At 44.8% G+C, this 25,587-nt stretch carries 21 protein-coding genes; 15 read left to right on the forward strand and 6 right to left on the reverse strand.

The window, feature by feature from the left end:
* Positions 1 to 129 precede the first annotated feature (129 nt).
* The 3 genes from MHI37_RS03005 to MHI37_RS03015 are packed head-to-tail and all read left to right on the forward strand — an operon-like array spanning position 130 to position 3,542.
* Positions 130 to 1,251, forward strand: coding sequence for a Fe(3+) ABC transporter substrate-binding protein (locus MHI37_RS03005; protein WP_076335077.1), 1,122 nt, complete (start codon positions 130 to 132; stop codon positions 1,249 to 1,251).
* A gap of 3 nt (positions 1,252 to 1,254) precedes the next feature.
* The gene (locus MHI37_RS03010; protein ID WP_076335078.1) at positions 1,255 to 2,904 is read left to right on the forward strand and encodes an iron ABC transporter permease; all 1,650 of its coding nucleotides are present in this window, start codon (positions 1,255 to 1,257) and stop codon (positions 2,902 to 2,904) included.
* The gene (locus MHI37_RS03015; RefSeq protein WP_076335079.1) at positions 2,904 to 3,542 is read left to right on the forward strand and encodes an ABC transporter ATP-binding protein; all 639 of its coding nucleotides are present in this window, start codon (positions 2,904 to 2,906) and stop codon (positions 3,540 to 3,542) included. Before MHI37_RS03010 ends, MHI37_RS03015 begins: the two co-directional genes overlap by 1 nt.
* Positions 3,543 to 3,623: 81 nt before the next feature.
* Here the strand turns inward: MHI37_RS03015 and MHI37_RS03020 are convergent, their stop codons facing one another.
* Both MHI37_RS03020 and MHI37_RS03025 read right to left on the reverse strand, forming a co-directional pair.
* Positions 3,624 to 4,619 carry an ABC transporter substrate-binding protein gene (locus MHI37_RS03020; protein ID WP_076335080.1) on the reverse strand — a complete coding sequence of 332 codons (996 nt, stop codon included), beginning with the start codon at positions 4,617 to 4,619 and terminating at the stop codon, positions 3,624 to 3,626.
* Between the two features lie 88 nt (positions 4,620 to 4,707).
* A complete protein-coding gene (locus MHI37_RS03025) occupies positions 4,708 to 6,339 on the reverse strand; it encodes a helix-turn-helix domain-containing protein (RefSeq protein WP_076335081.1) in 1,632 nt (543 codons plus the stop codon).
* A gap of 521 nt (positions 6,340 to 6,860) precedes the next feature.
* On the opposite strand from MHI37_RS03025, the gene MHI37_RS03030 reads away from it, so the two are divergent.
* The gene (locus MHI37_RS03030; RefSeq protein WP_076335082.1) at positions 6,861 to 7,325 is read left to right on the forward strand and encodes an SRPBCC family protein; all 465 of its coding nucleotides are present in this window, start codon (positions 6,861 to 6,863) and stop codon (positions 7,323 to 7,325) included.
* Between the two features lie 203 nt (positions 7,326 to 7,528).
* Positions 7,529 to 7,726: a hypothetical protein gene (locus MHI37_RS03035; RefSeq protein ID WP_076335083.1), complete on the forward strand. Its 198-nt coding sequence runs from the start codon at positions 7,529 to 7,531 to the stop codon at positions 7,724 to 7,726.
* A gap of 6 nt (positions 7,727 to 7,732) precedes the next feature.
* Here MHI37_RS03035 and MHI37_RS03040 read toward each other — a convergent pair whose 3' ends face one another.
* The gene (locus MHI37_RS03040) at positions 7,733 to 8,161 is read right to left on the reverse strand and encodes a hypothetical protein (RefSeq protein WP_076335084.1); all 429 of its coding nucleotides are present in this window, start codon (positions 8,159 to 8,161) and stop codon (positions 7,733 to 7,735) included.
* Positions 8,162 to 8,587: 426 nt separating this feature from the next.
* On the reverse strand, positions 8,588 to 10,030 hold the full coding sequence (locus MHI37_RS03045) for a GNAT family N-acetyltransferase (protein WP_083676065.1): 1,443 nt from the start codon (positions 10,028 to 10,030) through the stop codon (positions 8,588 to 8,590).
* A 187-nt stretch (positions 10,031 to 10,217) separates the two neighbouring features.
* On the opposite strand from MHI37_RS03045, the gene MHI37_RS03050 reads away from it, so the two are divergent.
* The 3 genes from MHI37_RS03050 (at position 10,218) to MHI37_RS03060 (ending at position 12,293) form a co-directional block, all read left to right on the forward strand.
* The gene (locus MHI37_RS03050) at positions 10,218 to 11,036 is read left to right on the forward strand and encodes an SDR family NAD(P)-dependent oxidoreductase (protein WP_076335085.1); all 819 of its coding nucleotides are present in this window, start codon (positions 10,218 to 10,220) and stop codon (positions 11,034 to 11,036) included.
* A gap of 719 nt (positions 11,037 to 11,755) precedes the next feature.
* The gene (locus tag MHI37_RS03055; protein WP_076335086.1) at positions 11,756 to 11,998 is read left to right on the forward strand and encodes a type II toxin-antitoxin system RelB/DinJ family antitoxin; all 243 of its coding nucleotides are present in this window, start codon (positions 11,756 to 11,758) and stop codon (positions 11,996 to 11,998) included.
* A gap of 28 nt (positions 11,999 to 12,026) precedes the next feature.
* Positions 12,027 to 12,293, forward strand: coding sequence for a Txe/YoeB family addiction module toxin (locus MHI37_RS03060; RefSeq protein ID WP_076335087.1), 267 nt, complete (start codon positions 12,027 to 12,029; stop codon positions 12,291 to 12,293).
* 129 nt (positions 12,294 to 12,422) lie between these two features.
* Here MHI37_RS03060 and MHI37_RS03065 read toward each other — a convergent pair whose 3' ends face one another.
* Positions 12,423 to 14,009: a helix-turn-helix domain-containing protein gene (locus MHI37_RS03065; RefSeq protein WP_076335088.1), complete on the reverse strand. Its 1,587-nt coding sequence runs from the start codon at positions 14,007 to 14,009 to the stop codon at positions 12,423 to 12,425.
* Complete coding sequence (locus MHI37_RS03070; protein WP_306010655.1) at positions 14,009 to 15,745, reverse strand: sensor histidine kinase; 1,737 nt, start codon at positions 15,743 to 15,745, stop codon at positions 14,009 to 14,011. The genes MHI37_RS03065 and MHI37_RS03070 overlap by 1 nt, the downstream gene beginning before the upstream one ends.
* Positions 15,746 to 16,130: 385 nt before the next feature.
* On the opposite strand from MHI37_RS03070, the gene MHI37_RS03075 reads away from it, so the two are divergent.
* The 7 genes from MHI37_RS03075 (at position 16,131) to MHI37_RS03105 (ending at position 25,510) form a co-directional block, all read left to right on the forward strand.
* Positions 16,131 to 16,985 (forward strand): ABC transporter permease subunit, encoded by an 855-nt coding sequence (locus tag MHI37_RS03075; RefSeq protein ID WP_144023599.1) that lies wholly within the window; start codon positions 16,131 to 16,133, stop codon positions 16,983 to 16,985.
* Between the two features lie 27 nt (positions 16,986 to 17,012).
* On the forward strand, positions 17,013 to 17,918 hold the full coding sequence (locus MHI37_RS03080; RefSeq protein WP_076335228.1) for a carbohydrate ABC transporter permease: 906 nt from the start codon (positions 17,013 to 17,015) through the stop codon (positions 17,916 to 17,918).
* Positions 17,919 to 17,962: 44 nt separating this feature from the next.
* Positions 17,963 to 19,573 carry an extracellular solute-binding protein gene (locus MHI37_RS03085; protein ID WP_076335090.1) on the forward strand — a complete coding sequence of 537 codons (1,611 nt, stop codon included), beginning with the start codon at positions 17,963 to 17,965 and terminating at the stop codon, positions 19,571 to 19,573.
* Between the two features lie 24 nt (positions 19,574 to 19,597).
* Entirely contained in the window at positions 19,598 to 20,326 is a 729-nt protein-coding gene (locus MHI37_RS03090; RefSeq protein ID WP_076335091.1) for a ThuA domain-containing protein, read from the forward strand.
* 19 nt (positions 20,327 to 20,345) lie between these two features.
* A complete protein-coding gene (locus MHI37_RS03095) occupies positions 20,346 to 21,395 on the forward strand; it encodes a Gfo/Idh/MocA family oxidoreductase (RefSeq protein ID WP_076335092.1) in 1,050 nt (349 codons plus the stop codon).
* Positions 21,396 to 22,179: 784 nt separating this feature from the next.
* A complete protein-coding gene (locus MHI37_RS03100) occupies positions 22,180 to 23,997 on the forward strand; it encodes a sensor histidine kinase (RefSeq protein WP_306010656.1) in 1,818 nt (605 codons plus the stop codon).
* Entirely contained in the window at positions 23,990 to 25,510 is a 1,521-nt protein-coding gene (locus MHI37_RS03105; RefSeq protein WP_076335094.1) for a response regulator transcription factor, read from the forward strand. The genes MHI37_RS03100 and MHI37_RS03105 overlap by 8 nt, the downstream gene beginning before the upstream one ends.
* The last annotated feature ends 77 nt before the right edge of the window (positions 25,511 to 25,587 follow it).

The raw sequence follows: 25,587 nt of genomic DNA on the forward strand, positions 1-25,587 counted from the left end.
TTATTCGTTGATTTAATGATCGGAATAATAGCAAATCGTTATTTTTTTTGATTGTTAATTGAGAATGAATATTATCCTCATTGCAAGAAGCGTCCAGTTGATTACATATTAGGTGGAGGGAAATAGGAAATGAAGAAGAGTTTTAGAAGTATGCTAGCGTTAATATCACTGATTACGGTAATGGCTCTGGTGACGGCATGTGGCGGAGGAAGCGGCAACGCAGCAAATAGCGGCAATACAGCCGGAGCGGGCAATACAGCAACGACGGAGCCTACAGCTACTCCTGAAGTAAAGACAGGCGGCGAAGTTAATATTTATACAGCGCGCCACTATGATGTGGATAGCGAGCTATATGCGAAGTTTACGGAAGCTACGGGTATTAAGGTTAATGTCGTTGAAGGTAAAGCACCTGAATTGATTGAGCGTATCAAGCGTGAAGGAGCAAGCACGACTGCCGATCTATTTATTACGGTAGACGGAGGCATTCTGAACACAGCGAAGACGGAAGGTTTGCTTCAGCCAGTCGTATCCACTGTGATTGATGAGCAGGTGCCTGCCGAGCTGCGCGACAAGGACAGCGAGTGGATTGGATTGTCCACGCGTGCTCGTGTTATCGTCTATGTGAAGGATCGTGTTGATCCGAGCCAGCTTTCGACTTATGAGGATTTGGCGACGGAGAAGTGGAAAGGCAAGCTGCTCGTCCGCTCTTCGGAAAACCTGTACAACCAGTCCTTGCTGGCATCATTCATTGCACTTAATGGTGAAGCTGCGACAGAACAGTGGGCGGCAGGCATAGCGGCTAACTTGGCAAGAGATCCAGAAGGCGGCGATCGTGACCAAGCGAAGGGGATCGTAGCTGGTGTTGGCGATGTAGCCATTATGAATACGTATTATGTTGGTCAATTGTCAGTATCCCAGGATGCCGAGGAAGTGAAGGTAGCCGAACAAATCGGCGTATTCTTCCCGAATCAGGATACAACTGGAACTCATATTAACATTAGCGGTGCAGGCTTGATTAAGCATAGTCCAAACAAGGATAATGCACTGAAGCTGATCGAGTTCCTTACGGCTCCAGAAGCACAGGAAATGTTCTCAAGTGCTAACTTTGAATTCCCGGTAAATAAGGCAGCCGCGATACCAGAGCTGCTGAAGAGCTGGGGCGAGTTCAAGCATCAGTCGATTGATTTCGCAGCATACGGAGAGTTCAATCCGAAAGCAGTAGAGATCGCCAACAAGGTTGGCTGGAAATAAGTAATGGGATGGATTAAATCTCTTCGACGATGGGGGAGAAGGACAGATGGGTGGTCGCTTGCAAGCGCGGCCGGGGCAGCGGTTATTCTGCTGCCCATCCTGTATGTCTTGACCGGGCTGCTGCGTGCCCCAAATGACAATTGGGTCAAGGTAAAGCAATATTTACTGGCCGATTATGTGCTGGGATCACTAAAACTGGTGCTGGTCACCGGTTTTTTTGCTACGTTAATTGGCCTTGTGCTTGCTTGGCTCGTAACTGGCTATAGCTTCCCGCTGCGCCGATTTTTTCGCTGGGCGCTTATTCTGCCTTTAGCAGTGCCACCTTATATTGCAGCCTATACTTACGGTACGATGACAAGCTACACCGGTATTATCCAGGCAACGCTTCGCAATCGATTCGACCTCGTATTGGAGCCCGGTACAATTGAGGTCATGTCCTTCCGGGGTGCTGCGTTCATTATGACGTTGTTTTTATACCCTTACGTATTTATGATTGCATGCTCCTTCCTAGAGCGGCAGAGCGCCTCCTATGTCGAAAATGCGAGATTGCTGGGCAGCCGAGGATTTATGCTGTTTTTCCGCATCGTGCTGCCAATTGCACGTCCTGCCATTATCGCAGGGGTGATGCTCGTTATTTTCGAGGTGCTGAGCGATTACGGCGTGTCCAATTATTTTGGCGTGCAGACGATCTCCAAGGCAATCTTTCAAACCTGGTTCGGCATGTACGATGTGGATTCGGCAACTCGGCTGGCTGCGTGGCTGATGCTCGCGGTAATTGGTATTTTTGTACTGGAAAAATATCTTCGCCGCAATCGGCAGTTTCATGCGACGACGAGCAGGAGCAAGCCGCTATCGCCTAGCCGTCTCAAAGGAATGGCTGCATACGGTGCGATGATGTTTTGCTCTCTTGTATGGATACTCGCTTTTTTAGCCCCAGTGAGCCAGCTTGTAATGTGGTCCATACAATCGTACCGGAAGGTGTGGCGTACCGACTTTGCTGACCTGATGCTAAATAGTGTAACAGGTGCGATGATTGGTACGGTTATTATATTAATCATTGCGCTGATAGCCGCGAGAACCGCACGTCTTTTATCTTCAGGCGCGGCGTACGTGCTGGCGCGTATTATGACGGCAGGTTATGCAGTTCCAGGTGCGATTATAGCGATTGGCGTTCTAGCTATTTTTATTATGCTGGATGAGCGATTGATGCCTATATATGAGCTTGCGGGACTGGGGAAGGGACGGCTGGTACTGAGCTTGTCGTTAGGGATGCTGATTACCGGCTATGTGATCCGTTTTATGGCAACGGGCTATAATGCGCTTGAGGCAGGCTATGAAAAAATATCGCTTGCCTATTCGGAGGCATCAAGGACGCTTGGCGCTAGTAAAATGAGAACGTTCATAAAGGTAGAAATGCCTTTGCTGAGAGGATCACTCGTTACCGCCTTTATTGTCACGTTTGTTGAAATTATGAAGGAGCTGCCGCTAACCATGCTGCTGCGTCCATTTAACTATAATACGCTGGCGACCCGCGCTTACCAATACGCTTCCGATGAGCGCATATATGAAGCAGCACTGCCCTCGCTGCTGCTTATCGTTGTCAGCCTTATTCCAGTGCTGCTTATTATCATGATGGAGAGGGGGAAGCTGTGATGAGTTATGTTGAAGCGGAGCACATCCGTTTCCGTTACGCTAAGAAGCAGAAGCCTGTAATAGATAACTTTTCATTCGTGATGGAAAAAGGTGAAATCGTCGGCATTATCGGGGCAAGCGGCAGCGGGAAAAGCACGCTGCTGCGCATTATTGCAGGGCTCGAGGAGCCAGAGCGGGGCAATCTGTCCATTAACGATAGGGTGATCATGAACGAGCGCGTTTTTGTGGAGACGGAAAAGCGGGGCGTCGGCATGGTCTTTCAGGATTATGCGCTGTTCCCGCATTTGACGGTAGAAGCCAATATTGCGTTTGGGCTAAAGCGACAGGGCAGAGCAGAGCGGCTGAAGGAAATGCTGGAGCTCATTCAGCTGGATGATTATGCGAAGCGTTATCCGCATGAGCTGAGCGGCGGCCAGCAGCAGAGGGTTGCCCTAGCGCGTGCGCTGGCGCCTAGTCCAGCCATATTGCTGATGGACGAGCCGTTCAGCAATTTGGATGCGGAGCTGAAGCTTTCGATTCGCGGCGAGCTGCGCGAGATTTTGCAAAAGTCGAATACGACCTGCCTGCTCGTATCTCATGACCAAGCGGATATAGAAGCGATTTGCAGCCGATTTATACGCATGGGGGCAGACCAGTAGTTGATAGGGAAATAAACCCTCTTCATGACCGCAACCTGACGGATAAGAAGAGGGCTTATATTCTGTTGGGCAATATTAAAACTAGCGTCCAGTAAGGATAGCGTCAGCCAATATGTCAATCTGATTCTCGATTGCAATAGGGTCATCATTATACAAGTAATTATAGTTAATCGTGTGTACGCGTCCGTTTTTGACCGCATCGAGATTATTCCAAATGGGGCTGGCTTCAAGGTCCTTCAGGACAGTGGAAGTACCATCGGGATCGTAGCTGGTCAAGATAATGTGATCGCCCGCGAATTCTGATATCACCTCGAACGAGATTTCACGATACCATTCCTCGGAATTGCGGAACACTTCATCAACTTTTGGAGCTGGTGTTACTTGTAGAGCTTCATACAGAGCGTAGCCGCCCATATTGACAAAACCATATACACGCAATGTGTTTTTCCATATATTGAAGATGGTGAAGGTTTCATCCGCGCCAATGGTGCTTGAGACTTTTTGCCGAGCTGCTAGAATCTTATCATCAAATGCAGTGATCCATTGCTCTGCTTCTGCTTCCCGTCCAAGAATTTCTCCGAATATACGCACCGAATCTTTAGGTCCGCCACTTAGTTCCAATGGAACCGTTGGAGCAATCTTGGAAAACTGCTCGTACTTTCCATCTCCCCATGAAATAATCAGATCGGGTTGAAGATCGATGACCTTCTCCAAAGATTGTCCAATGCTCTCAGTACCCGCTTGTTCGATGAAGGGATGATTGTTCAGCACATAATCATCCGTACCGATAGGCTTGAGTCCAAGGGCAACGAGCTGACCATAGTACCAATCTGTGACTACACGTTCTGCTTTGACAGGAATCTCCGAGCTGCCTGCCATATGTTCATATACACGGGTAGCCGCTTCCGTGCTTGTATCATCGGCCTTAGCGTTGTTTGCTGCTGCGCTGTCTGTCGCCTTAGCTCCTGCTTGATTATTTGCGCTGCTGTCCGAGTCCTTCGAATTACTGCATGCGATTAATCCTACAAGCATGATGACTGCCATGAAACAAACCAGTATTATTCTCTTTCTACTCATTGCCTATTACCCTCCTATGTATAATGATTATCATTATCATCAATAACTATAGCAGCTGCAACAGACCATGTACATGTCAGATTCATTCCTATTTCTTTGGATTATTGGGCAAAAGATAATGCACGATATCATCCAGTTGTGCATCCAGTGCAGCAGGTCCGTAGCCGTACCATTTGGTCATGTCCACTGGATATACACATTGCTGCTTCACAGCTGTTCGCTCCAACCATTCCGTGCTCTTCATCATGTCCGCTGCACGCAGTCTTGCCGCTTGATTGTTCTCAATGGATACGAAATAATGATCGGCATCGTACGCAGGCAATTGAGGGAGAGAAAACTCTGGGTGCTCGAACCCTTGAATGCGCATCGCCTTCACTGCCTGAGGGGGTGTAAGCTGCAGGATGTCGTAGAGTAAATCTGCCCCCATGTAGCCATATCCATAGATGAGTGAACGATCGCTCCGCACATTAATCACGGCAACAGTTGTTTGAGGATTCAGTGCCAGGTGCAAAGATTCTCGAATCTGTCCTGCTCTGTGCTCGAAGTATTCGAGCCAGCTGCGTGCCTGTTTCTCCAAACCGGTGAGCTGAGCAATATGCATAAAATGTTGATTCCAGTTGATACCGCGCCATGGAATCTGTATAACTAGGCCAATATCGCTATACTGCTCAATCTGGCGGTACTCGCTGGCTTCCACAAGAGGATACAATATAATATCAGGCTTGACGCTCTGGAGTATTTGGAGCCGCTCTGCATGCTGTGTTTGCCAATAGAGGGGCTGAAATGAATTGGAAGTTTGCGGCAGCTGGAAACGATGATTCACCCAGGCATCTGTGATGGCTACACAGGGCGTGACGCCAAGCGAGAGCAAATCCAGCGTATACGCATGATCCAAGGACGCTATTTTTAGCGGTTTACCCAAATAAACAGTCGGCGACATCCCCGTGGCTTGTTTGAATTTTCGGCTTAAATAGAATTCATCAGAATAACCGACTTGATTGGCAACTTCATTTAACGATGCTTGGGATTGCAGCATAATGGTCTTGGCCTTGTCGATGCGTATGCGATTGAGATACTCGATAAAAGTAGAGCCAGTACGCTGCTTGAAGCTTAATGTGAATTTCCGCAAACTTAAACCAGACATGAATACAGCGTCATCTCTCTGGATTTTGCGATTATAATGCGTGTGGAGATAAGAAATTACTTGGTCAATGCCATCGAGCGGCTTGGTAAAGTGAATAGAGTCGGGCTGCTCGAGTGCCCACCATACATCAGCGAACAGGGTCAAGAATTGTGCCTGTATGGGAAGTCGCTGTGATACGCTGTTAGAAAATTGGTTTTTGTATGAATCATACAGTGTAGATACTTGTTCAAGCAGGAAAGGATTACTCTGCTCTGTCAGCATCGGAGTGAGCAAAGGATCATTGGCTGGATTCTCGCCTATCCATTCGTAGTCACAGGCATATATGCGAACTTGTTCAGAAGGAAGCTGGAGGCTTTCGGTGACATCCTTATGAATATGAAGGGATGTATTTGGCGGCAGTGATATACAGCCGAAGCCCTTCAGCGTATGTGTACTGTTATTGATTGTCAGTGTAACCGAAAGTGCTTCTATAAATAATAAACGGTATGTATTCTGGTGATTGCTGCGTTCATCGGTCTGCACTGTCGCCGAATATGCATGCATGTTTTTGAGAACAGGAATTCCTGAATGCTGCATACGAGTGTCAACTCCTTCTAAGATGCTTTTTCCTCATTCAGAGTAAGTATAACTGAATGCCATCTGTTCGCGCAAAGTGAATGAACTAGGAATATTATGAGAGCAGCTGCAGATTAGAAATAACCTCGTATTCTGATATTTTGAAATATCATGTAAAATAGATAGATAGGATCAGGCGTGTTGATTATCCAGTCACAGGGAATGTCATTTGAAAAGAGGTTATCCTTTTAGTAGACTGAATTCGTAGATCTAAATCCGCCAATTCAGCTTAAAACGCAGGAATAGGTCTAATAAATAGATCAATTCCCTCACGTTCCCACCAAATGGGCACATAATGCCTGCTCTGCGGTGAAATAAGTCTAGTTTTTAGATCTAAATCCGCCAATTCAGCTTAAAATGCAGGAATAGGTCTAATAAATAGATCTATCCTCCGGCTTCCCACCAAATGGGTACATTTTTCCTTATCTCAATGATTGGATAATTAACATGCCTAAGATAGGACATTAAAGGGGGAAAATAGATTGAAGCAATGGTCAAGGGAAATTGAGATAAACGCTCCAATTGAACATGTATGGTCGTATGTAGATGGTTCGTTGGAGCAGATGCAGAAGATTATGCCTCAAGTGGTGTCGAATGAACCCATTAAAATAACTGAAGAATTTGTCGGCAGTGTATACCGTCAAAAGTATAAACAAGGCAAGCGCATAGAAGAATATGATGTTCATACGCTAGAATATTCAAATCATCCGAATGATAAGAAATTGAAGATTGGATTCACGCTGGCAAACTACTTTGAGATCACAGCTTTATATGAATTGCACAGAGTAAATGATCAGACTACAAAGCTAAGATATACTGCAACCAATAAAGCGTTAAAATGGTTTGTGAAGCTGTTTATGCTATTTGCATCGGAGAAGGTCGTAGTTAAATTTCTGGAAGATGTAAAAAAGGTTGCTGAATCAGAGGTGCAACAAAAGCAGAGCTAGAGAGCTGCGGGCTGCTGAAAAGCTCAATAGTTAACAGTAAGCCTTCGCATAACCCCGTTATGTGAAGGCTTACTGTTTTTTCGTATCAGTGCAGAAGCAGCAGAAATCAACTTTATACGAATAAGTTTGACGATGAGAATTATGATTATAGACAGCATGTAATTTACAGAAATAAAGGTGGTGGGCAGTATGCGCGAAAATGAATGCGGCTCGCAAGCGGATGGATTACGGTAGACGGCCAGTATTTCGAGTTGCTGTATTGCCTGCCGCGAGATCATCAGCGCATACAAGGCAACGATCCGGAAGCGGTATTAGAGCACGCCAAGTCGTGTCTCGTCGTACAGTCCAATACAGGCCAGCAGCGATCCTTTCCGGGTCGCTACTGGCCTGTTTATACTTGACTGAATTCAAGTTCTCATATACTGATCAAATATCGCCTTAAGTTCTTGTTCAGACTCCTTATATATAAATAATTGAATTTCCTCTCCAGATTCTCTAAGCGTCAGCAGACATTTTCCATTGGGATAATATTCATTCGTATTAGAAAGCTTCATATTGAAGATATAAGACTGGAAATCACTCCATGGATAAAAGTGAGTTCCAATAGCCACACCATTTTTCCCAAACCTAGTTAAATTAAAAGAAGTAAGTATTACGGCGATAGAGACACCTAAGCCTATTTGAGCAACGGCTGTTCTTTCATTAAATACTAAGCTTAAACATAAAAAGAGTACACCCTGAACGATAAGCAACAAGCATAGCCTTAGGAATTGTTCTTTAAGTTTAAATCCTTTCAGCCCTTTAAAGGGGTGTTTTGTTATTTTTTCACCAGTCATTCTTCCTGTCACATATGTACGATAAGCATAAAACAGAAATGTTAAGCTAATTAACAGAGATATAATGTTCATTATTAACGTTATTAATGATTCTATGAAAATAATCACTCCCGTTTAAAGATGGAATAAAAGCAGTTTTAAGATAGTGGAGTAGATAGCTCACTCCTCGTTTTATCTCCCGTAATTGATCATTTACGCCGTAATTTCAATGTAGCAGTCCAGTTTATTTAATATAGCATTAATGACAAATATTTGAACCAAAAACTTGATTGATATTTTCCGAAATAAGCTCTGCGCTGTTAAAAGAGCAAGTGTACAAAATCCTATTTTTTGATGGGATAGAATAGTGGGTATCTGTATCTAAAAGGAAATCGGCAATTGTACTCGACAATATGCCACGATGAGTATAAAGGTAATAGGTTAGCGCTAACTTTCTGAGCCGGCATTTTCACTGCTAAAGCTGGAAAGTTTCAACTGTCGTATGACTTCATGATCGTTGCGGTCTATTTCTTCAAAACCTAAAGAAGCATATAGCTTGGATGCTCGCTCATTATCATACCGATGTCCAAGTCGGATTTGATCGCAACCGTGCTTTTCCTTCATGTGGTGCATGAGCTCCAGCATAGCGGATCGTCCCCATCCGCTATGCTGGAATTTATGATCAATCATATAGGCCATGATCCAGTAGCTTCCGTCGTCAGGGTCGACCGCGTAAACTGCAAATCCGATTAACTGTTCGGCAGCATATATCGCCAAGGGAGTAAATCCGCAGTAGGCTGACTCTGCGAGCCAATACACAATTGGGATAGGGAACATGTTTTTCTGTTCGCCTGTAACCTCGAGCTGGGTGCAGGCATACCAATTACTTTGATCGATCGCCGCAAGTTTAACTGCTGGGCGATAACGTTCACGTATTTGAGCGCATACTCCCAGCAGCTTCTCCTTAAGCTTAATAGCCCATTCTGGCGAACTAGCGATGTCCATATCTTCAACACTACGAAGCAGTCTTGCGAGTGTGTAGAGGTCTGAAAACTTCTGAAACATAGGGAGTAAGCTTATATACGCCTCGTCTAATAGCTTGATTGATCTATACCCCGCAAGAAATTGCTGAATCTTCCTACAAGCTTCCTTGTCAGCTTGTTCAAGCAGATCGGAAATGGCAGATGTAATATCCATCATAAACCAATGATCCATCATGTCATCGAAATCAATAGCACAATACCGCGATTCCTCTGCTACATAGAAGATATTATCGGTCTCGAAATCATAATGAACTAGACCTGAATGTCCCTCACCAGTGGGCAGACCATTGAACAATTCCCGTATCTGATCCAGTTGTTGTCTGACCCCAACTTCTTTCGGATAACGCTGCAATACCGATGAAATAAACGCAAGAATATCCGCCCAGCCTCTTCGTGAGGTGGTTCCAGCACTATAGTTTTCGGATAGTTGATGAAGCGAAGCGAGAGATTTACCCCAATGTTCAAAATGAAGATTCAACATTTGATCAAGTGGGATATGGATTCCTTTGGCCTGCTCAAAGACCACTGCGTAATAAAAACCGTGCTTACTTGAAATGGTTTCTATCCAATGTCCGTTCTTGGAGCGAATAGGTGCAACGGTCGAATAACCTTTGTCTCTCAAATACAGCATGAAATCTAGTTCAGTCTGGATATTCTCGATGGTGTTGTCTTCTTCATGAATAAACCTGAGGAAATGTGGATTACCGTTTCTTTCAAATACATAAATAAAGTTACTGCTTGCTCTCCAAAACTTTAATGTTTCCGGATCATGTTCCCAAAACTGAATCAGTTGTTTGGCTGGAGCATCATTTTCTAAGCCGCGCACCATATTTCTTAAAGACATCATTTCTGATTTGCCCCCCAATACCTAATGAGAGGTGTGCTTGTTTACAAACTCCTCTATGAAATATTGTTGACTAAATCCCTCATATGATCAAGGTACTATTTGGTTTAAATTGATTATGAATAAACTTGTTTACTGAGGGGTATAACGGTTTATATTCATTAAAAAGCTTCAAGGGAGGAAACTTGGCATGAACCAATCGCATAATGAGCAGCATGATGCATCCAGCAAGCATTGTTTGAAAGGCAAAGTAGCGGTCATTACGGGTGCAGGATCAGGTATTGGCCGTGCAACCGCATTGCAGCTTGCCCGGAGAGGCGCGAATATTTGCTTGCTTGATTTGAACGACAACCGAACCGAGGATGTTGAGAAAAACATCAAGGAAATGGGAGGGGAATCCATATTCCTTGATGTGGATGTGTCTGACCCGCAGCGGATGGAGAAGGCGTTTCAGTCTGCTGTTGAGCGTTTTGGGCATATCGACATCGTGTTCGCCAATGCAGGCATTAACGGCACACTCTCACCGATCGAGGATCTAACACCAGAATCATGGGACGAGACGTTGACTACGAATTTAAAGGGAACGTATCTGACGGTTAAATATGCAATTCCTCATATGAAGAAAGCGGGCGGCAGCATCATTATTACAAGTTCCATTAATGGCAGCCGGAAATTTTCGGGGTTTGGCATGTCGGCATACAGCGCCTCCAAAGCCGGACAAGTTGCCTTTGCGAAGATGGCTGCTCTCGAGCTGGCTCGCTATAAAATTCGCGTCAATGTCATATGCCCGGGGGCAATCGAAACGAATATTGGCGAGAATACAGACCGTACGAAGCAGGTAGATAAAATTAGTATTCCTGTAGAATATCCGGAAGGCAATCAACCGCTTGAGCATGGGCCAGGGCAGCCGGAGCAGGTAGCTGATTTGGTCTGGTTCCTCGCTTCGGAGCAATCGAGCCATATTTCGGGGACGGAGATATTTATTGACGGCGCGGAGACACTGCTGTAGAGATTCGGGAGCAGGGAATTGGTATGTGATAAAAGCAGTATCATGTATTCGCTATTCTGCGCAGGCGCAGGATAGCGAATATTTTTTTGTTATATAGGAAACTAGGGATTCTCCGAACCTCTGGATAACGATGCTGCGCCAGCAGACGGAGGGCCTAGAGCAGATAACGAAAGCTAACGAAAGCTAACGGAAATCAGAGACGCTAAAGTACCATTTTTGGCTAGCGTCACATTTTAACGGAAGAGGGAGACGCTATTACGCATAAATGAAGCAAGATCGGGCATGTAGGGTACAAATAGAGGCCTGTATTTCCGTTACAATCCTGAAACGAGAAATAAAGGCGATTTAACGTCTCTGGTTTCCGTTAGAAGTGTGAGCGGACGCGACTGTGATTTCCAGTCACCCGTAAGGGTGATTTTGTCCAAATATAGGAAAGTATATTATTTCGCCATACTAGCTCTATATTTCTGGGAATGTAACGCGCTGGCGCCGCTAAAGGACGGCGCCAGCTGTTTCACCTTGCTCATCTAGACGAACGAAAGCGAGCTGGACGGTGTTGAAAATGGCTGGAACAATGGTGGTACGTCATATGTAATAAGACCAATCCATGTCTACGCTGTGCAAGTATTTTTCATATTGTAATAATACGCACAATGTATTTACCATGTGAATAAAATATAATACAATGTAAATAATGTTATTGAAAAGGGGAGTTGAAAATGGCACAAACCAATATCAATATTCGGATAGATGAAGACTTGAAAAAGGAAGCGGAATTGCTCTTTTCGGATTTAGGGATGAACATGACGACGGCTATAAATATCTTTGTTAGGCAGTCACTACGCCAAGGTGGAATTCCTTTTGAAATCACAACCCAGACCGATCCATTCTATAACCCGGTTAATCTTAAAAGATTAAAGCAATCCATCCAGCAAATGGAGCAAGGAACTACAGTGTCTTAAACGATGAATGTTTTAGAGCGTATGGCTGATGAGTAATCTTATTTTTACAAGCTATGCTTGGGAAGATTATTTGTACTGGCAAACCGAGGATCGGAAAACGCTGAAAAGGATCAATCAACTAATTAAAGATATTGAACGCAATGGCTATGAGGGGATAGGAAAACCGGAGCCGCTGCGCGGGGATTTATCCGGATATTGGAGCCGTCGCATTGATGACACCAACAGATTAGTCTACCGCCTTCAAAATGGGATGATTGAGTTTTTTGCTTTTCGCACACATTATGGTGATAAGTGATGCTATAGTTCCAAAACTCGAACTAAGGGTGAGAAGCCGCGTGTTCCTCCGTAGAAAACGCGGCTTTTTGTATTCGGTCATGTTTTAGGAGGGTGCAAAGCCACACTTTACCAAGCAGCAAGCAGCAAACTATCGATTTTTCCTATATTCATTAGGCGTAAAGCCAATTTCCTGTTTGAATAGCTTCGTAAAGTAGGAGTAATTGGTGTAGCCTGTTTTGCTGGCAATCGTATTAACGGATAGCTGAGTCGTTTCCAGCAAATGCTTGGCAACCTTGATGCGGGCCTGAATGATATAGTTTCCTAATGAAATGCCCGTTTCCTTCTTAAACAATCGAGCCAAGTAATCGGGATTAAGATAGACGATTTCCGCTAGGCTCGTTCTTGACAGCTCATCGCCGCAATGCGTACGGATATGATGCTTAATTTCTTCAACAACAGAGTTGGGCTGCTCTGTGAAGCTCCGGTATTCCGTTGCCGTGTTCACCAAATATCGGAGATAGCTTTCCATATCCTCGATAGAGTTCAAGGACTGCATAAACAGCTGGTCGTTGGTTCTGCCGGTATACATTTTGTGAGCCAGTATTTCTTTGCTTTTGAGATAGGCATATACAAGCTGCACCATGTCGAGCCGAAACAGGCTTAGGACAGACGCATTCAGCATCTGATGATGAGATATGTTTTGTAAATATTTACTTGTTTCCTCCAAAAAGGAACTCGGTTTATTTTGCTCTAGCAGCTGTTCCAAAAGGGTTAAATCTGGTGGCGTATAAGACGCTTCCTGCTGATGGAAATGCTCCAATAAAAAGGTTTGATTGCGGTACTTAATGATCTTATCATTCATGTTAAGCAGGTCTATCATGACTTGATGGATAGCCTCAAGCTTCCCTATGGCGGCAATATTGCAGCATACATCGCATTTGAGAAATTGATTTGCCCTCTGAATAAGCGTAGCGCAAATATGCTCTACAATACCGAGATCAGGCTGTTCTTTCCATTTGAGGATAGCGATCCAATTGGACTCCTTAAACTCCAATATCGTTTCGACGGTAAAGCTGGCGTGCTGGAGAAGCTCATGCAAAACATTCAGCAGCGCAAAATCGAATAGATCCTTATCCTTCTTTCCCAGACTTTCATCGTATGGAAAAATATGAATGAGCACAGGCAGCACCAAATCGGACAAGGTATAAGAAAGATTTTGCTCCTCCATTAAATAGGTAATGTTGGCTGGATTAGCATAAGTCGTTTTCCCCGTAATCAGCTTGCGCCAAAAATGCTCCTGCACATTTTTTTGATTTTTTTGCCAGAAGTAACCCTCTTTGATCGCCTTGGCTACCCCTTGCTGTTCATTTGCTTTGAAGACTGCCTTTTGAATAATAAGCGTTAGCTTGTCGAACTCAATCGGTTTTAAAAAATAGTCAAAGCTTTGCAGCTCAATCGCTTTTTGCGCATAGTTGAAATCAGCATAATTGGTCAGGAATATGGTCTGTACGCTGTATTGCTCCTCCCGAATCCAAGCAAGCAGCTCCAAACCGCTGCCCTGCGGCATCTCAATATCACAAAGTAAAATGTGAATGGGGTGCTGCTTCAACAGCTCCTGCGCATGGGCAATATTGAAAGCCGTATACACATGGTCGATCGAAAGCGCCTGCCAATTTATTTTTTTCTCCAACGCCGTCACGACAAAGTAGTCGTCATCTACTAGAAGCACATTCATTATGGTTTTGCTCCTTTCAGTTGAGGGAGGGATAAGGTGACGCAGGCGCCTCCGGCCTCGACATTAGTAAATTGGATATCCGCTTTGCCGCGGTACAAATATACAAGGCGCTGCACTGTGTTCATGATGCCGATATGATTTCCTTCCGTTTGATCCAGCGGCTGTCCGCTGTCGAGCCGATGGAGTGTTTCTTGGTCAAATCCAGGGCCTGTATCAGAGATGCGAATGACTGCTATCTCTTCCCCTTCTTCGATTTCAAGCTCAACCTCTAAACGAATTTGCACCTCATTTACTCGTGATACCGCATATTTCACTGCGTTTTCTATGAAGGTTTGGAGAACTAGCGGTGGAATAGTCATCTGTTTAGTACCGTCCCCCTGATTAATATGGTAAGTAAATGCATCTCTGTAACGGTGCTTTTGAATTTCTAAATAAATACGGACATGATCGAGCTCATCGCCTAGCTTAACGAAATCCTGCCCGTTTTGAAAAAGATAACGAAAATAATTGGACGTTGAAATAGCCATACTTTCAATTTCCACAAACATATGCATTTGGGCCATACTGTGAATATTGGTTAAGCAGTTGAGAAAAAAGTGAGGCTTGATTTGCAGCTTCATGTAATCCAGCTGGATTTTTTGCTTTTCGAGCTCATTCTCATACATATCGATTTTAAAAATTCGTATTTGCTCGAGCAGATTTTTAAACAGCTTATTCGCATACTCCAGCTCAACAATCTTATTCATCTTGAGATCGAGAGGCTTGCTGTCTTCATTAAACTGAGTGAGACTGTACGAAAAGTTTTTTAATGGCCGTAGAATCAGAATGTTGAAATAAACCATGATGCCGCATAAGGCACAAGCAACAATAGCGGCAAGGAGCATAATGAGAAGCTGGGCAATCATGATTTTTTCAAAGGCTCCGAATTTAATGAGTATTTTCACTCCGAAGGCGGCATTTGCGAATGGTTCACTGAAGGTGGTTCTCGTCTGGAACAGTCCTAGAAAGGATGCCTTTTCCTCGTCGCTTTGGCTTATATTGTCGTTAGCAGAGCCCGGATGATCAAGAACCCCTCCATTATGATCAATAAGGGAAACAAATCCGTCGCCTCCAAGATCCATCTGCTGCAGCGGACTGATCAGATTATCTGTAGAAATTAGGCAGATCAGATAGCTTTCATAATAAGGCACAATATTGATGATGAAATATTTATCGTTCAGCAGTATAGGCGACCATTTGGAATAATATTTTTCAAGCGTACTCTCATCTTGGACATTAAATAGAATCTGTTTTTTTAATTCCAAATAATCGGGATAGATCAGGTTTGTTGGAGCGGAATTTAAAAAATACTGCTGATCCTTTAAATAGATGAAGAAATTGTAATCGTTCTCATAATTTTTTTGAAGTTCAGAGAAACGTTTGTACAGCTCGCTATTTGCTTTTAAAAACTCATTGTCACTAGGATAGTGCTGGTTCAGCGTTTTTACGATTTCATCGTTTGCGAGCGTCCAGCCCATGTATCGATTAATATTGGAGAAATCAAGGTTTATACGATTGATATACATATTAGCCGTATCCTGCAAATATCTAGTCGTTTGCTGTTTGACCATAGAAATCGCGACAAAGCTAATAAAACAATCCACTACTAATACAGAGAACAAAATGAAGAGCATCACTTTAACGTAGTGCCTAATCGGGTAGGACTTGCCTGTCGTCTGTTTTTTCATAGCTCTCATACAAATTCCTTCTCTCTAAACTTACTGTCTGCTAGTAAAACCTATTATAATGCGAACGCGCCATAATAAGTCACCTCGTTTCTTTGTTTTTGCGCGAAAGTCCGAAAAAAACGAAAGAAAGTCTGAATAGTGTCAGCGTCTCTTTTATTTGTATGGACCTATTTCCTATGAATCGTATAAAAGATAATAAAAGTCCGAATGGCGACCTAGGAAGGTCCGCATTGTCAAAAAAGCAGCATCTATAATAAAGAAGCAAGAGCGCGCGGTTAGACGACATAGAGTTAAGAACAATAAGGATGGGGGAATCTCTTTGAAAACCAGCCAATTCAACATTAATACGCAGCTTACGATTGGCCGGATAAGAAAGAACTGGGGCTTGTATCTATTGCTGCTGCCTGCAGTCGTGCTGCTTCTGCTTTTTTCGTATAAACCGATGTATGGCGTATTGATTGCTTTTAAAGACTACAGTCCCGCTCTCGGAATTATGGAAAGCCCCTGGGCAGGACTTAAGTATTTTGAGAAGTTTATCAATTCCTATCAATTTAAGATTACGATTAAAAACACAGTAATTATTAGTCTCTACAGCATGGCCACCTTTCCGATACCGATTATACTTGCTCTGATGATTAATCAAATGCGTGTGAATCGATTCAAGCATGTTTTCCAGACGGTGACCTACATGCCTCATTTTATTTCTACCGTCGTTATGGTTGGTCTCATACTGATCCTGTTCTCGCCTGGCAGCGGACTGCTGGGCAACATCTATCGTCTGTTTGGTGCGGAGGCCCCGAATTTGATGGGCTCGGTCGAATGGTTCAGCAGCGTTTACGTTTGGACAGATGTATGGCAGCATGCCGGCTGGGACAGCATCATCTACATTGCGGCGTTATCAGCCGTTGATCCAAGCCTTTACGAAGCGGCGAAGGTGGATGGAGCAAGCCGCTGGCAAAGAATTCGCTTCATTGATATTCCAATGCTGCTTCCGACAGCCATTACGCTGCTCATTCTTCGCATTGGCGGACTGCTCGGTGTTGGATTTGAAAAGGTTTATCTCATGCAAAATAATTTGAATATTTCCTCCAGTGAGGTCATTGCTACCTATGTATATAAAATTGGGATGCTGAGCAGCCAGTACAGCTTTTCCTCGGCTATCAATCTGTTTAATACCATTATTAATTTTATCTTATTGATTATTGTTAATCAGGCAGCCAAAAAATACAGTGAAAACAGCCTGTGGTAACAGAAAGGAACGATACGGATGAGCGAGATGGACATTGTGGTGAATTCGACAAAACAGAAGGAAAAAAAGAGTCAAATAGACATAGTGGAAATGTTGTTATACTTGTTTGCTATAGTGATGCTGATCGTAATCGTTTATCCCATTTACTTTATCGTTATCGCATCATTCAGTGATCCGGCAGCAGTGGCTAACGGTCAGATGTGGGTTTTGCCAAAGGGCTTTACGCTGGATGGCTATAAGGAGCTGTTAAAGCATTCTAATATATGGATAGGCTACAGAAATACGATTCTCTATACCGTAATCGGGACGTTAATTGGCTTAGTCATTAATGTCTCGGCAGCTTACGCGCTTTCTAGAAAGGATCTTATCGGCCGCAAGAGCATCACGATGTTTTTTATATTCACCATGTTTTTTAATGGCGGTCTTATTCCTACCTTTTTGACGATCCGCGATTTTCACTTGTACGACTCGTTTCTCGTCATGGTACTGCCATTCTCGGTTGCGGTTTTCAATATTATCGTGGCGCGGACGTTTTTCCAGTCCAGCATTCCTGACGATTTGTGGGAAGCAGCGCAAATCGACGGCTGCGGCAACCTCAGATATTATGTACAAATGGTATTGCCGTTGTCCAAAGCCGTTCTGTCGGTTTTGGCACTTTGGACGGCGGTAGGCTATTGGAATTCCTATTTTAACGCACTCATTTACTTGAAGAATCAGGATTTGTATCCGCTGCAGCTTGTGCTGCGAAATATTTTAATTACAAACCAGATGCAGTCCAGCATGGGAACTGGCGAAGCGGCCGTTATCGCTTTGCGACTTGCCAACCTAATGCGCTATTCCGTTATCATCGTGTCTACGCTTCCTATTATGTGCATGTATCCATTTGTGCAAAAGTATTTCAATCAGGGGGTGATGATTGGCGCTGTGAAGTAAGCTGGCCTTAGGATAATCATAATTTGAAGAGGGGGAACACTCGAATGAGCCGCATATCAAAAACGATGGGGAAAAGATTGTTCATTACATTGATTCTGAGCTTTAGTATGATATTTACCCTTATTGGCTGCGCCGGTAAAAAGGAAGAGGCTCCTGCAAAAACGGACTCTGAATTCAACCAAGCAGGCTTGCCGATTGTAACGACACCGATCACGCTTGATGTCCTTACCGTTCGTTGGGGCAATATGGGGGATACGTTTAAAGCAAATAAATGGCTGCAGGATCTTGAGAAAGAAACGAATATTAAAATAAATTGGCAAGTGATGTCCTCCAATGACTGGGGTGAGCAAAAGTCTATTATGCTGGCTAGCGGTACGCTGCCTGACATTATTTTTGGAGACAATGTTTTTTCGGATTCCGATATCGTAAATAACCTATCTTATTTCCGACCGCTGGATGATTATATTGAAAACTACATGCCAAATCTTAAAGCGGCCATGCTGGAAACGCCGGAGCTGAAGCAAATCAGCACGTTCCCGGATGGGAAAATGTATTCATTGCCCGCGCGGCTGCCATCACGTCCGATAACGACAATGCAGCCCGTCATCAATAAAGCTTGGCTTGATCGACTTGGCCTAGCGGTACCAGACAATATCGAGGATCTGTACAATGTGTTCAAAGCGTTTAAAGAAAAGGACCCAAATCAAAACGGAAAAGCGGATGAAATTCCATTTAGCGGCTCGGTAGACATCAGTATGGATTTTTTGAGCCCCTTCGGCATTACGGATCTCAATGGCAATAGCATGATGCTTAAAAATGACGAGCCAGTGTTTTATCCTGCTTCGAATGAATATAAAGAAGCACTGAAATGGGTTCATAAATTGTATTCGGAGGGCCTAATTGATCAGGAGCTGTTCACGCAGGACAACACCATGTCTACGGCGAAGCAGCAAAACCCTGATGCGGCTATTATCGGCTTCTCCAATCAATGGATACCAGATGCGGTCTTTGGCAAATGGAAAGATGAGTATGCAACCATTCCATCGATTGCTGGACCGGATGGCAATCGCTATCAGGCTGGAGACCCGGTCGGATTAAGCTTAAGACGCAATGAGTTTTTAATTACGACGTTCAACAAACACCCTGAAATTTCTGCGCGCTGGGCAGATCAGTTCTACACGAATGAAGCAAGTATTCAAAACTTTTGGGGTGCTATAGGTACGGTTATTGAGGAAAAAGAAGGCGGCACCTATGCGCTAATGAATCCACCTGAAGGCACAAGCGCAGATGCTTGGTACTGGGATCAATCGCTGCGTGATTTTGGCCCTAAATATGTGAGTCCCGGCTTCGAGAAAAACATAGTTTTAGATGAGACAACTGGTGACGGGTTGAAGCTCGTGATCGACAAGCTTGGAAGGGAGTATGTGACTACACCGTTCCCGAACGTTATGTATACCGCAGAGGAATTCCAGGAGCTTCCGACGCTTACTACCGATATTGACAGCTATGTCAAAACGAACCGTGCTCAGTGGATCATCAAAGGAAACATCGATCAGGGGTGGGATGCTTACATCAAACAGCTGAATGCTATGGGAATGAAACGATTGCTTGAGATTCGTACTGACGCTTATGAACGTTACACGAGCGTTAAGTAATAGGGATGAAGGAGCATACAATTGATGATAAAAGTAACGGTATGGAATGAGAACCGCCATGAACGAAATAATCCGGCAGTTGGCGAAATCTACCCAAACGGCATACATGGCGCTATTGCCGGCTTCTTAACGGAAGCTGGATATGAAGTAGGAACAGCTACGCTGGATGAACCAGAGCATGGACTGACTGATCATGTCTTAAGCGAAACTGACGTATTAATCTGGTGGGGGCATTTGGCGCATCATGAGGTGGAGGATTCCATCGTCGAGAAGGTGTACCAGCGAGTGCTGAAGGGAATGGGGCTTATCGTTCTGCACTCGGGGCATGCTTCGAAAATTTTCAGCAAGCTTCTGGGGACACCAACGGGACAGCTGAAATGGCGCGAGGCGGATGAGAAGGAACGGATTTGGGTCATTGATCCGGCGCATCCGATCGCTTCAGGACTTGGCGAGTATATCGAGCTTCCGCAGGAAGAGATGTACGGGGAGCATTTCAATATTCCAGCTCCTGACCAATTGGTATTCGTCTCTTGGTTTGAAGGCGGAGAAGTGTTCCGCAGCGGTGTTACTTACCACCGGGGACAAGGGAAAGTCTTCTACTTCCGCCCTGGACATGAAACGTATCCGACCTATTACAATAAAGAAATCCAGAAGGTAATTGTGAATGGCGTGAGGTGGGCTGTGCCTAGTCAAACGGCTGAACCGGTCTACGGCAATACGCCTCCACTCGAGCCAATTTCAACGAAGGCTTAATCAAGAGAGGAACATAAAGATGAGCAAATTTCGAATCGGCTTAATTGGTTTAGGAGGAATGGCTGGAGAGCATATCAGATGGATGAATGCAGAAGGCTGCTTTGAGGTGGTTGCTGTGAGTGATGTGTATGAAGAGGCACTGCTTAGAGTCGGCGAACAGCTCGGTGTCGCTCCCGATAAGCGCTACACTGACTATAATTTGCTAATTGAGGACCCGGCTGTTGATGCAGTCGTGTCTGTTACGCCAAACAACGTCCATGCAGCGATTATCCATTCGTGCCTGCAAGCGGGGAAGCCGTTCATGGCAGAAAAACCGTTTACCCGTGTGTTTGAGGAGGCGGCTCCGCTGCTGGAGGCGTATGAGCGGCAGCCGGTTCCAGCGATGCTCGCATTCACCTACCGTTACACGCCGGCCTTCCGCTACGCCAGGGAGCTTGTACGCGATGGCAAGATTGGCGCTGTTCGCAGCTTCTCCATTCAATATTTGCAAGGCTGGGGCGCGGCATCAAATAATGTTCCTTATATTTGGCGGTTTAATAAAGACGTTACCGGTACAGGGACGCTTGGTGACTTAGGTTCGCATATGATCGACATGGCGCGCTTTCTCTTTGGAGAATTTGAAGAGCTTTCAGCACAGCTGCATACGATTATTCCCGAGCGAATAGATCCAGCGAGTGGCAACATGGTCAAAATTGAAGTCGATGACTTCGCAAGCTTTCAAGCGCGAATGACGGGTGGCGTGATGGGTGTCTTCCAAACGACTCGCAATGCGATCGGATCGGGCAATCAGCATGAGGTATCTATCTACGGAGATTCCGGTACGCTGCACGCTTCAACGCTGAATCCGAATGAGGTGTCCTGGATTCGCGAGGAAGCGCCAGGGCAGCTAGCGAAGCTGTCGGTTGATGTGCCTGAGCATTGCAGGGTTACGCAGTACGCCAATTTCAAGGCATTGCTTGAGGGAACTATCCCCGATGGGATTGCCGGTTTTATGGACGGCTATCGCAACCAAGAGATATTGGATGCCATCGTCAGGGCAAGTGAAACAAAAACAACGCTGCGTTTGTAAGTTTGTTCATAGTAAACCGGTTTAGCCAAGGCGATATTAGTCTTGGCTGAACCGGTTTTTTTGTTGCACGGGAAAGTATATCATTTTGCCATACTTTCTCTATATTTCTCCGGAATGGGGCTAGTTCTAGGATAGTGGTACATTCACTCCGAGCACGAACCCCCGCTTTCTCCGCACGCAGGCTATCCTGCACATTTGCAGTAACTTCGCGCTTTTCAGCCTTTCTGAGCTGCCTATCCTGCACATTTGCATTAGAATGGACTAATTTCGGCTTAAGAAACACCTGTCAGGCGGTCTATCGTGCAGGGGTACAACATAGCCTCGTGGGAGCTCGAAGAAATAGCTTCTATCCTGCCAAAGTGCAGGATAGCACCGGAACGGGAGTAGTTGGAGAGCTGGTTGGAGGGTAAGTTAGTCATCCATTAGTTATGGACAAAGTGCAGTGCAGCAGCAACACGCTCTTCTCATCCGTATCCAGAATCTCTTCAGCATGTCACACCGCGCAAGGACTCAAATCCGGTTTTCACTCCTTTTTTATGTGTGGTTGCAGCTGCGGCTGTAGATGATCACTGCGAATGGGGCATGATGATAAATAGTGTGCTTTGTGCAATGTACGACAGTATAAAGAGTGATTCGAAGGGCCGCGTTGCACAAAATACAGGCCTGTTGATTATCCAACCTACTTGTATCTATAAATCATCTTGAAGTAATATTAAGCGTTGTAGCGAAAATCGTGTTCTCATCTATTCAATCGTTCTGGGTAAACATGAGGAAGGAGTTTATTTTGAAGGCTGGAAGCTTGTACGACAACTATGTCAAAAATAATCTTTTTATGAAAATGATTCTGTTGTTCGCTCTCATTACGACCGTAACGATCGTGACCTTTTCTTATTTTATGTTTAATGTAATGTCACAATCGATCATCCACAATGAGCTCGGAAATCAGAAAAAAGCGATGGAAAGCGTTAATAGCTACATTACTCGCAAATATGAATCGGTACAATCGATGATGCTGGATGTGTATAGGAATGAGGCGCTGTCGCTTCATCTCTCCTATTTTTTGCAGCATCCGTTCGATGATTACATGAAATATCAATTGGATCAGTATACCAACGATGCTAATATTGATGTGGCTAAGGGACTCGATTATTTTAAAAATAAGCTGGATAACGATGATGATATCGAGAATTTGCTGCTGTACAGCTCGGAGAAGCAATTTTTATTCGCTTATAAGCAGGGGCATGTGAGCAAATTAATTTCAACTAACGCCTCGCGTTCTTATATTCCAGATGCGATGGCGCTTGAGAATAGCATGATGTCTGTACCTAATGCTTGGGTTCGTAATGCGATTAATCAGCATGATCCGAAGCTCTTCGCAATGCGCGTGCCGATCACGGACAAAAATTCATTAAAAAATTTAGGCCAGCTTCTTGTTTATTTTAATTCCGATCGCATTAAGCAAGCGCTTGAGAGCTATAAGGAGCAATTAAAAGGATACATTCTCGTGCTTGGGCCTACTGGCGAGGTCTTGTTCGACTCCTCTGACCGCTACTATGGAATCCGTTATCCCTATGCGGATAAAATCGAAGCGCTGTATGATACCGTAATGCTTGAAGAGGAATCGCATGTGACGACACTTACTCAAACTCAAGCGGGTTACCTAGTCGTCGGCGTAGCTTCGAAGGCAGAGGTTGCCGCCGCTTATCAGGGGCTGAAGCACACCATTGCATTGATTAGCGCGATTTGTATTATTGTGGTGCTGCTCTTGCCTGTTTTGGTCGTCACGAATTTTGCGAAACGAACGAATAAAATTATCCGCTTCATGCGCAAGGTGGAGAATGGCGACTTGTCAGCACGTATTCAAGATGATAAGGAAGACGAGCTCGGACAAATATCCCGCAGCTTTAATGATATGCTTGGCGAGCTCACCCGCCATATCGACCGCGTATATAAAGCGGAAATCAAGCAGAAGCATACGGAGCTTGCTGCGCTGCAGGCAAGGGTCAACCCTCACTTTTTGTACAATACGCTGGAAGTGATTCGCATGCGTGCTGTATCGCAAGGGGCGAAGGATGTAGGTGAGATGATCTATAGCCTGTCCGTTCTGTTCAAAAGCTTCGTTCAGCCTAAAGGCGAAAATACGCTTAAGGAAGAGCTTGAGACCTCGCGTCTTTATTTGGAGCTGTTCCGCATTCGTTACAAGGATAAGCTATCCTACGAGATTTTATGCGACGATTGCTTGGCTGGAAAAAATATAATGCGCATGGCGCTCCAGCCGATTATAGAAAATTACGTTGTGCACGGTCTCCAGCCCCGCAGATCGGATAATCATATTCGAATAAGCGTCTATGAGGCAGAAGGACGAGTCCGCATTCAGGCGGAGGATAATGGTATCGGAATTGAGCCCAAGCGGCTCGAGACGATCCGTCAATCGCTTGATTCCGTGGAGGAGGTTGGTGATTCCTTCGGCTTGCGCAGCGTGCATGAGCGGTTGAAGCTGCTTTATGGAACGGACTATGGCCTTGATATTACAAGCACGCTAGGCGTTGGAACGATCGTAACGATTGAGTTTCCAAGCGAGGAGGAAGCACAGCATGTATAGAGTGTTCTTAGTAGACGACGAGCCGTTCATCATCGAGGGTCTTTACGATATTATTGACTGGTCGGCATACGGCCTAGAAATTGTAGGCTCCGCGGAAAATGGACAGGATGCGCTAGAGGCGCTCAAGGAATCAGCGGCGGACATTTTGTTGACGGACATTTCGATGCCGATCATGGATGGCCTAACCTTAATTCGTGAAGCTCGTAAATTCCGACCTGATTTGAAGGTTATTATTTTGAGCGGCTACAATGAATTTGATTATATTAAGTCGGGGCTGAGGCTTGGCGTCGAAAACTATTTGCTCAAGCCGATCAATATCGACGAGCTTCAGGAGACGCTTGTGGGTACGATCGACAAGCTGAATACGACGAGACCAGACCGACTTTTTAGCGATTATGATATTCGCATTCTTAGGGATAATATATTGTATCGCTGGTTAACCGGACGCATAGCGCCAAATGAGCTGAGCGAACGGGCCGATATACTGGACATTCGTTTAGATGCGCCGTATCTCATCACCGCGATTTTGCGGACGGAGAATCAATTTGAGCCCTCTTATGAGGCTGCGCAGCGGCTCGCCGTTCAAGACCCGTCGATGCTGCCTTTTGTCGATATTGATGGCGATCTCGTTATTGTCTTTATGCTTGATGATCCTGCGGCCGGCAAAGAAAAGGCGATAAGCATTCTTGAGAATATGCAAAAAAGGCTTGCGCCCAGTCCCATGCGAATTTCGCTCGGCAGCGTGGAGGCAATAGGCGAAGGTGCGCCAAGAAGCTATGCCCATGCGAAGAAGGCGCAGGAGTATTTTCTGTTGATGGACGAGCCGGCTATTTTGGATTATGGCTTGCTGTCAGAGAAGAATGACATTGTCAATATAGAGGCTAAGCCGCTGGATTGGTCATCCTACTCGAAGTTTATTAAGGCCAAGGATTTGGAAAGCCTGCACGCGGCGATTGATGCAGATTTTGAGTTGTATCAAGCGCTTGAAGGCGTTACGCCGGCTTATATTCAGAGCATGGCTATTGAGCTGATGATTCGGTTCAAGATGGAGCTGAAAGAAATCAAACAGGCAGACCAGCCAGAGCTGTACAAAGCAGGCTTCGTGCAGATGATGCAGGCCGAGACGATTGAAGGCTTGGTGTCAGTGGTCAAGGAAGCAGCGAGGTTAACAGTGGATTCGCTTATGCGCGACGTGAAAAGTCCGATTATTCAGCAACTGCTGGGCTATGTACATGAAAACTACGCGCAGGCGTTGTCGTTAAAATCGCTAAGCCAGCAATACAATATTCATCCCGTCTATCTTGGTCATCTGTTCCAGAAGGAAACGAGTGAAACGTTCACTGAATATATTAACAAATATCGAATCGGCAAGGCCAAGGAAATGCTGAAAGAAACGCAACTAAAGGTACAGGAAATTGCCATGAAGGTAGGCTACTGGGAAACTGGGTATTTTTACAAGCAATTCAAAAAACATGTTGGAATTTCACCCACCGACTATAAAGGACTGCTCTAAGCAAGACTGGGCAGTCTTTTTTCTTTAATTTGTACAGCATACCTTTACTTTGTTCTCTATTTGAAAACCGTTACATC

Source organism: Paenibacillus sp. FSL H8-0548 (assembly GCF_038630985.1).
In the GTDB taxonomy this organism is placed as follows: Bacteria; Bacillota; Bacilli; order Paenibacillales; family Paenibacillaceae; genus Pristimantibacillus.

Bases quoted from the DNA above. Each gene is read 5' to 3' on its own strand.
- MHI37_RS03005 (WP_076335077.1), top strand. From the start codon at position 130: ATGAAGAAGAGTTTTAGAAGTATGCTAGCGTTAATATCACTGATTACG.
- MHI37_RS03010 (WP_076335078.1), top strand. From the start codon at position 1,255: ATGGGATGGATTAAATCTCTTCGACGATGGGGGAGAAGGACAGATGGG.
- MHI37_RS03015 (WP_076335079.1), top strand. From the start codon at position 2,904: ATGAGTTATGTTGAAGCGGAGCACATCCGTTTCCGTTACGCTAAGAAG.
- MHI37_RS03020 (WP_076335080.1), bottom strand. From the start codon at position 4,619: ATGAGTAGAAAGAGAATAATACTGGTTTGTTTCATGGCAGTCATCATG.
- MHI37_RS03025 (WP_076335081.1), bottom strand. From the start codon at position 6,339: ATGCAGCATTCAGGAATTCCTGTTCTCAAAAACATGCATGCATATTCG.
- MHI37_RS03035 (WP_076335083.1), top strand. From the start codon at position 7,529: ATGCGGCTCGCAAGCGGATGGATTACGGTAGACGGCCAGTATTTCGAG.
- MHI37_RS03040 (WP_076335084.1), bottom strand. From the start codon at position 8,161: ATGACTGGTGAAAAAATAACAAAACACCCCTTTAAAGGGCTGAAAGGA.
- MHI37_RS03045 (WP_083676065.1), bottom strand. From the start codon at position 10,030: ATGATGTCTTTAAGAAATATGGTGCGCGGCTTAGAAAATGATGCTCCA.
- MHI37_RS03050 (WP_076335085.1), top strand. From the start codon at position 10,218: ATGAACCAATCGCATAATGAGCAGCATGATGCATCCAGCAAGCATTGT.
- MHI37_RS03055 (WP_076335086.1), top strand. From the start codon at position 11,756: ATGGCACAAACCAATATCAATATTCGGATAGATGAAGACTTGAAAAAG.
- MHI37_RS03060 (WP_076335087.1), top strand. From the start codon at position 12,027: ATGAGTAATCTTATTTTTACAAGCTATGCTTGGGAAGATTATTTGTAC.
- MHI37_RS03065 (WP_076335088.1), bottom strand. From the start codon at position 14,009: ATGAATGTGCTTCTAGTAGATGACGACTACTTTGTCGTGACGGCGTTG.
- MHI37_RS03070 (WP_306010655.1), bottom strand. From the start codon at position 15,745: ATGAGAGCTATGAAAAAACAGACGACAGGCAAGTCCTACCCGATTAGG.
- MHI37_RS03080 (WP_076335228.1), top strand. From the start codon at position 17,013: ATGGACATTGTGGTGAATTCGACAAAACAGAAGGAAAAAAAGAGTCAA.
- MHI37_RS03085 (WP_076335090.1), top strand. From the start codon at position 17,963: ATGAGCCGCATATCAAAAACGATGGGGAAAAGATTGTTCATTACATTG.
- MHI37_RS03090 (WP_076335091.1), top strand. From the start codon at position 19,598: ATGATAAAAGTAACGGTATGGAATGAGAACCGCCATGAACGAAATAAT.
- MHI37_RS03095 (WP_076335092.1), top strand. From the start codon at position 20,346: ATGAGCAAATTTCGAATCGGCTTAATTGGTTTAGGAGGAATGGCTGGA.
- MHI37_RS03105 (WP_076335094.1), top strand. From the start codon at position 23,990: ATGTATAGAGTGTTCTTAGTAGACGACGAGCCGTTCATCATCGAGGGT.